This window comes from Salinicoccus luteus DSM 17002, assembly GCF_000712035.1.
GTDB lineage: Bacteria > Bacillota > Bacilli > Staphylococcales > Salinicoccaceae > Salinicoccus > Salinicoccus luteus.
In genome coordinates, this window is record NZ_JONV01000009.1 from 261367 (window position 1) to 268361 (window position 6995).

The following is a 6995-nucleotide window of genomic DNA, read 5'->3' on the forward strand; positions in this document are numbered from 1 at the left end:
TATCGAAGACTTCAGCTTTTGGAGTCTTTTTTACATATAAATGAAACAATTTTGAATATTTACTTGAGATATCGGATGAATAGTGTTTTAATTATTAACTAAACATAGGGGAAATACATAGAAGAGGTAGCCAAAATGAAAGATAATATCCGCATGGCTACTAGCCTGTATATCAATTACATCCTTCTCGGGATGATCAATCTCATCATCGCATTGCATATGAGTTTTCTGACCGTTCAATTTGATGCAGATGCAGCATCGATCAGCGGCCTGATTTCTGCCATCGGGTTCGGAAAACTGTTTGCACTGTCCTTTGCGGGCCGTCTGTCGGATTCTTTGGGAAGGAAACCGATGGTCATTACAGCATGCATATTATATGTGGTATTTTTGATTGCCATTCCTTTATCACCGACATATGCGGTGGCTTTTGCATTTGCACTCCTTGCTGGAATGGGAAATTCCATACTCGATACAAGCACATATCCTGCATTGATTGAAGGATTTCCGAACCGCTCAAGTTCTGCAACTGTACTGGTCAAGGCATTCATGTCCATCGGGGCGACGATTCTCCCCCTGATCATCACGTTCTTCATTGCGCGTGACATGTTCTATGGCTATACCTTCTTCATCATGGCATTCATCTTTCTGGTCAATGCAGTCCACCTGATGACGGTAAGGTTTCCAAAAGCCAATATGGCCATTGTCAAACCGAACCCGGAAGGCGAAGTGGAAAGTATCCCCGTAGTGACGTTCAGGGAGCGGCCGAAATTCTGGAAAGAGGGCATCACGGTAATTTTCATTGGATTCATATCCGTCTCCCTGCTACTGATCATCCAGACATGGCTGGCAACCTATGCCGAGGATATCATCGGGCTTGGTGAATCAACAGCCATCAACCTGCTGAGCTACTATAGCTTCGGAGGGTTCATTACAGTGATTCTGCTTTCTGCGATTTTGGGCAGAGTCTTTCGGCCGATCACTGTGCTGATTCTCTATCCTTTTATTGCGAGTGTTGCTCTGCTGTCGCTGTTGTTTGTATCGAACTACTACTTATTGGTCGGCATTGCATTTCTGCTGGGCCTGTCGACATCCGGCCTGTTCCAGTTGGCGGTGACATTGATGTCCGAATTCTTTCCTGAGAAGAAAGGGGCAAGCACTGCCTACGTTACCTTGTCATCGAGCATCGCCTTCATCGTGATGCCTTTTGTGACAGGGCTGATGAACAGATATTTGGACGCTTCATATATCTTCATTTTTGAAATATTTATTGCGTTCATTGCGATGGGATTGGCAATTTTCATTTCAACAAGATACCGCCGTATATTCGGCATAGAAGCGCCTGGGAAGGCGATGTGGAGGGTGTCCTAAGAAATAGAGGAAAAGACAGCGGACCGTTATATCACACCGGTCCTGCTGTCTTTTGCGTTTTTGGGGGCATGCGCCTGATACCATTGCCAGCACAGGATGACGATCAGTCCAAGATCGATGATATCCCCGCCATAGTACATCAGTAGAGCACCGCTTTCGCCTGCGTCCTTTGAGATTCCAGTTGGTGGCGCAGCGTAGATGAGCTTGGACAATACTTTGTGGAAACCTAGCGCAAGGACCAGTACGATGGCCCGGTACATGAAACTGTATCTATGCGTCGTGATATCGATATAGATGATGGAGATGGTGAATAGATATCCTGCAAGGAAAACATGCAGGTGGACTAGTCCATACAGCCATGCAGATGTATGCATCAGTGTGAAAAGATCGGTCATGTAGATGAGGAAGAGCCCGCCGATATTCAGGGTGGCTGCAATTATTGGGTTGGTGACGAAACTTACGTATCTGCTGTTGAGCAGCCGGCTCAGATTCCTGGCTGCAGGGACGTTCAATGTGCGCATGAGCAAGGTCATCGGTTTTCCGAATACGAGGATGAGCGGTGCCAGCATGCCGAGCAGCAGGTGCCCCGCCATATGTGCAGTAAAGTCTGTATGTGCCAGTTGGGCGAGGGGTCCGGTCAAAGTCAACGCAGCGAGGATGATGCCGGCAGACCAGAAAATATAGCGGTGAAATGGCCATTTCCTGTGCTTGCCATTCGAAATGTGCATGGCAATCGGGTACAGGAGCAGCGCAGCGAGTGCAATGAATCCAGCAGTAAATTCAATGGGAAGGAAGTTTGCGTGCGTCATATCATCCCCCCTCGTTCAGGCTCAAGCGTCTTTTTGCCTGGAAGAACAGAATGGTGCCGATGGTGAGCAGAATGAGACCGGAAATATTCCAGGCGAGGTCATAGGGCAGTACTTCAACACCATACCGTACCTGGTGGATCTGCAGCAGCTTATGGTTTACGATCCCGTCGAACACCTGGAACCCCCCAAGGCCGAGAAAGAACGATGCAGTCCATGTCCGCATATGGGCAATATGCCTGCGGTGGATGTCTGCAAACATGAACAGGCCTGCCACCACAGCAAATAAAGCGAATGCATTCAGCAGTCCGTCCGACAATATACCGATGAACGGTGTGGAAAGATCATAGAAGTGATGCCACTGCAACAGCTGGTGGAAAATGATTTCGTCAATCAGTGCCATCAGCCCGATGCCGAACAGCACGCCGGACAAGATATTCCGGGAGGGGCTGACATGACGGTTCTTCTGTTTTCTTGCCATTATATCCTCTCCTGTCAATTCAAGTTATAAATCACTTACCCATAAATGAGGATAATGAAATAAAAATTCTTTGATTCCTGTCTGAACCAGACTAACGGGTGTGCTTTCATTTTGTGACGAAACGCTGAAATATCCGCATACCCCCCTTTTCTGTGTAATTATATCCTTGTTTTGCATTCATACATAAAATGGATAGTGCTATAATAACTGAAAAGAATTAATTTTTAGATATCTATCAAATGGAGGGATTTTGTGTCTGTCAAAGAAAAATTGTTGCAGAAGCTTGAAGAGAAGGAACAAAGGATGATTGAAATCAGACGTCATCTCCACGAACATCCTGAATTGTCTTTTGAAGAGGAGGATACGGCAAGATACATCGCCGATTTCTATGAGGGCAAGGATGTCAAAGTGACAACGGGCGCTGGAGGCGGTCACGGAGTGATTGTGGAAATTGAAGGTGCTTCTCCCGGCAGGGTGATCGGCATCCGTGCGGATTTCGATGCACTGCCGATCCAGGAGGAAGCGGATGTGCCTTTCAAGTCTAAAAAAGAGGGAGTCATGCATGCATGCGGACATGACATGCATACGGCATATACACTGATTCTGGCTGAATCCCTATATGAGCTTAAGGACGAATGGGACGGAACGATAAAGGTGATTCATCAGCATGCCGAAGAGGTGCCGCCAGGCGGCGCGAAGGGGATTGTCGAGTCGGGAATACTGGATGATCTGGATGAAGTGTATGGTATACATATCTTCCCGAACTTTGAAGTTGGGGAAGTTGTCCTGGCAGAAGCAGAATCGATGGCAGGGCGTTCGAACTTTGACCTTACCATTCAGGGGAAAGGGGGTCATGCAGCGATGCCATCCACGGCAAAGGATGCACTGGTGGCTGGTGCACACTTCGTCACACAGGTGCAGACGGTCGTCTCAAGGCGGATGGATCCGGCAGACCTTGTTGTTGTTACAGTAGCATCTTTCGATGCACCGGGAGGCTATAATGTCATCCAGGACTCCGTGACACTGAGAGGGACGGTAAGATATATGAGCGAGGACAACAAGATCCCGGCATATGAGGCGATCAGAGGTATTGCAGAATCCCTTGAAAGTGCATTTGGCATTACGGTGGATCTTGACTACAAGTACGACTATCCGGTGCTCTACAACACACCGGAGCTTGCCCGGGAAATCGAGGGCATCCTGAAACCGAACGTCGGAGGATACCTGAAGGGTGTAGAGTTCGGAAAGCCGCTGTCAGGCTCCGAGGACTTCGCCTATTATCTCGAAAAGACTCCTGGTGCCTTCTACTATATCGGAGCCAAACCGGAAGGTGTGGAGGAGCCGTATATGAACCACCATCCAAAATTCGAGGCCAATGAAGGTGCCCTTCTGATTTCCGCAAAAACATTGGGCGAAGTCGTTCTCGGGCGACTGCAGCAAAGCGGCCGGTAAAGGAGTGGTAGAATGGACAACACGATGCACATCGCAAACAGCTGGCCGATATGGGCCTTCGCCTCCCTAATCATTGGGGTCGTCGTATTCCAGGGCATAAAATTTCTCCAGCTCGCCAGGAAGGCGGGGGCCGGGATTGGATTGTCAAACCAGGAAATGAACAAAGCGATAAAGACGGGGGCGATCACCGCGATCGGCCCATCATTCGGTATCGTCATCGTCGCCATCTCACTGATATCCCTGTTGGGAAACCCATTGACGATGATGCGTATCGGTGTCATCGGTTCTGCACCGATCGAATCCCTCGGCGCCTCGCTGGCGTCAGAGTCGGCAGGCGCAGAGCTGACGGGTGTCACCTTTACACCGGAAGTGTTCACACTGATTGTGTGGACACTGTGTATCGGAGGTTCAGGATGGATGCTGTTTACGCTTTTCTTCAATAAATCCCTGGGAACTGTCCAGGAGAAGATTTCCGCTACACCGAACGGCAAAAAGTACCTTTCCGTCATTGCACTTATTGCGATGATCGCGATATTCGGTTCCCTGACAAGTGCAGAGATGATCAAAGGACTGGTTCCGGCACTGACCGCCGTAGCGGCCATCCTCTCGTCACTGCTGATGAATCTCATCGCTGAAAAGAAAAAAATCATCTGGCTGAAAGAGTGGGCATTGGGGCTTTCCATCATCATCGCTCTGACAGTCACCTATTTCATCATCTAGGAGGTCCCGCATGAATAATAGTAATACCATGGCCGAGTTCCATACGTCCGCCCACCTATGGGGACGTGTGACGTTGGGACTCGGGATTCTGATATCATACGCATTGCCCCTTTACCTGTCCTATGCCATGGGATACCATCCCGGTTTTGACCTGATTCTTCAGAGTTTTTTGGCATATGCGGCCGTCATCGCATTTGTATGGGTACTTGAACCGTTGATGTACTTTGCCATTCTCGGTGTATCGGGAACCTACATTGCCTTCTTTACAGGAAATATATCAAATATGTGCCTGCCTTCTGCGGCAGCAAGCCAGGATGCACTGAAGGTAGAGCCTGGAACGGAACAGGGGGAGATTGTCGGTACGCTTGGAATCAGTGCCGCTTCACTCGTGAACAAGATCATACTGGTGCCGATCATCCTGCTTGGACTATGGCTGCTCACCGTCATCCCCCCAAGCATCCAGGAAGTCTTTCCATATGTCCTGCCGGCAATATTCGGTGCGGTGCTGGCACAATTCTCACTGAAGCGTCCCGTCTACGGACTGCTTGCTCTGATAGTGGGTGCGCTCGTCAACATTTCCCCGATTCCGCTTGTATTCAAGAATCTGGTTGTCATCCTCATCGTTGTATTTCTGGGGTTCCAGCTGGAAAAAAGAAAAAAGAGCGAATAAATTCACCCCCGCCCCGGATAATCTGGAGGCGGGGGTTCGTTTATGATGAGCACCTGCATGCACCGGAGGACCTGTGCTATGTTATTCTTGGGAAAAAAGGATGAGAGCATGGTTCATTCAATAGTTCTTGATGATACAGAAATAGAAGTGAAGCACTATGACAGGAAGACGGAAGAGGGGCATCAGGTCATATCCATTATTTTTGACGTGACAAGTGCAGAGTATCATGACATTACGGTCCTGCTATACAAGGGGACGTTCGATATCAGAGTGCCTGAGGAAGGCTTGGACTTCAGAGGGACGATCATCAATTATTCCACTTCCCTGGACAACCTGTATGAGGAGAATCAGACAGGGGAATTCCGGGTGGCATTACAGGAAGTGTAAGGAGCAGAAAATATGAAACTGAGTATTTTGGATCAGGCACCGATTTCCAGGGGGCAGACGCCGGGAGAAGCACTTGAGGCATCCAGACGGCTGGCCAAGGTGGGGGATGAACATGGATACACCCGCTTCTGGGTGGCCGAGCACCACGCATTGCCGAATCTCGCTTCAAGTGCGCCGGAAGTGATGCTCGGCTACATCGGTGCCCACACGGACAGAATCAGAATCGGTTCCGGCGCCGTCCTGCTGCCGTACTACAAACCCTACAAAGTGGCCGAGAACTTCAATATGCTGGCAACACTTTTCAGGGACCGGGTGGATATCGGTATCGGCAGGGCACCGGGCGGTCCAGCGGAAGCATCCGAGGCACTATCCGACGGGTTCCTGCAGCAGGTGTTCAAAATGCCTGATTTGGTCGATGAACTGATCGGGTATGTCGATAAGGCTGCCACACTGGCTGCAAACCCGCTACCACCGATCGAGCCGGCACTCTGGATGCTCGGTACGAGCAGAAAAAGTGCGGCGTTCGCAGCAGAGAAGGGGCTCTCCTACTGTTTCGGGCAATTCATGAGCGAGGAAGATGGCAAAGACATTCTTGAACATTATCGTGAAAACTTCATAGCGCGCAAAAAAGGACAGGCTCCCCAGACGATTATGGGGATTTCTGTCATCTGTGCTGAAACGACGGAGGCGGCACATGATATCGCCTCAAGCTGGCTCATCTGGCAGGTTCGGCAGTCCCGTGGCGAGGCCCGGGGCATTCCTTCAATCGAAGAGGCGAAAGCCTTGGAATTGTCGGAGGAGGAAGAAGGAAAGCTGAAAGCCATGCGTGATAAGATGATTATTGGAAACCCGGAGGAAGTGGTGGACGCACTCACTCGACTGCAGAAGGCGACGGGTGTGGATGAATTCATGATCATCACCATCACCTTCTCGCCGGAGGATAAAAGGGATTCCTATCGATATATTGCAGAAGCGCTGGATGAAAAATGAAGCCGCCCGATATGGGCGGCTTCATTTTTTGTCATATGTCATAGCGTTTTGTCATATGTCATAGCGTTTTGTCATATGTCATAGCGTTTTGTCATATGTCATAGCGTTTTGTCATATGTCA

General features: G+C 49.4%; 8 protein-coding genes. 6 read left to right on the forward strand and 2 right to left on the reverse strand.

The window, feature by feature from the left end; genetic code table 11:
* Nucleotides 1-135: 135 nt before the first annotated feature.
* Nucleotides 136-1368 (forward strand): MFS transporter, encoded by a 1233-nt coding sequence (locus tag BO53_RS0107935; protein ID WP_051683062.1) that lies wholly within the window; start codon nucleotides 136-138, stop codon nucleotides 1366-1368.
* 26 nt (nucleotides 1369-1394) lie between these two features.
* Here BO53_RS0107935 and BO53_RS0107940 read toward each other — a convergent pair whose 3' ends face one another.
* The gene (locus tag BO53_RS0107940) at nucleotides 1395-2177 is read right to left on the reverse strand and encodes a cytochrome c oxidase assembly protein (RefSeq protein ID WP_031547109.1); all 783 of its coding nucleotides are present in this window, start codon (nucleotides 2175-2177) and stop codon (nucleotides 1395-1397) included.
* Between the two features lies 1 nt (nucleotide 2178).
* On the reverse strand, nucleotides 2179-2655 hold the full coding sequence (locus tag BO53_RS0107945) for a DUF2243 domain-containing protein (protein ID WP_031547111.1): 477 nt from the start codon (nucleotides 2653-2655) through the stop codon (nucleotides 2179-2181).
* A gap of 252 nt (nucleotides 2656-2907) precedes the next feature.
* On the opposite strand from BO53_RS0107945, the gene BO53_RS0107950 reads away from it, so the two are divergent.
* The 5 genes from BO53_RS0107950 (at nucleotide 2908) to BO53_RS0107970 (ending at nucleotide 6874) form a co-directional block, all read left to right on the forward strand.
* Nucleotides 2908-4107 carry an amidohydrolase gene (locus tag BO53_RS0107950; protein WP_031547112.1) on the forward strand — a complete coding sequence of 400 codons (1200 nt, stop codon included), beginning with the start codon at nucleotides 2908-2910 and terminating at the stop codon, nucleotides 4105-4107.
* Between the two features lie 12 nt (nucleotides 4108-4119).
* Nucleotides 4120-4827 carry a DUF5058 family protein gene (locus tag BO53_RS0107955; RefSeq protein WP_031547113.1) on the forward strand — a complete coding sequence of 236 codons (708 nt, stop codon included), beginning with the start codon at nucleotides 4120-4122 and terminating at the stop codon, nucleotides 4825-4827.
* A 10-nt stretch (nucleotides 4828-4837) separates the two neighbouring features.
* A complete protein-coding gene (locus BO53_RS0107960; RefSeq protein ID WP_051683063.1) occupies nucleotides 4838-5497 on the forward strand; it encodes a hypothetical protein in 660 nt (219 codons plus the stop codon).
* 108 nt (nucleotides 5498-5605) lie between these two features.
* A complete protein-coding gene (locus BO53_RS0107965) occupies nucleotides 5606-5884 on the forward strand; it encodes a DUF3219 family protein (protein ID WP_031547116.1) in 279 nt (92 codons plus the stop codon).
* A gap of 12 nt (nucleotides 5885-5896) precedes the next feature.
* Entirely contained in the window at nucleotides 5897-6874 is a 978-nt protein-coding gene (locus BO53_RS0107970) for an LLM class flavin-dependent oxidoreductase (protein WP_031547118.1), read from the forward strand.
* Nucleotides 6875-6995 lie beyond the last annotated feature (121 nt).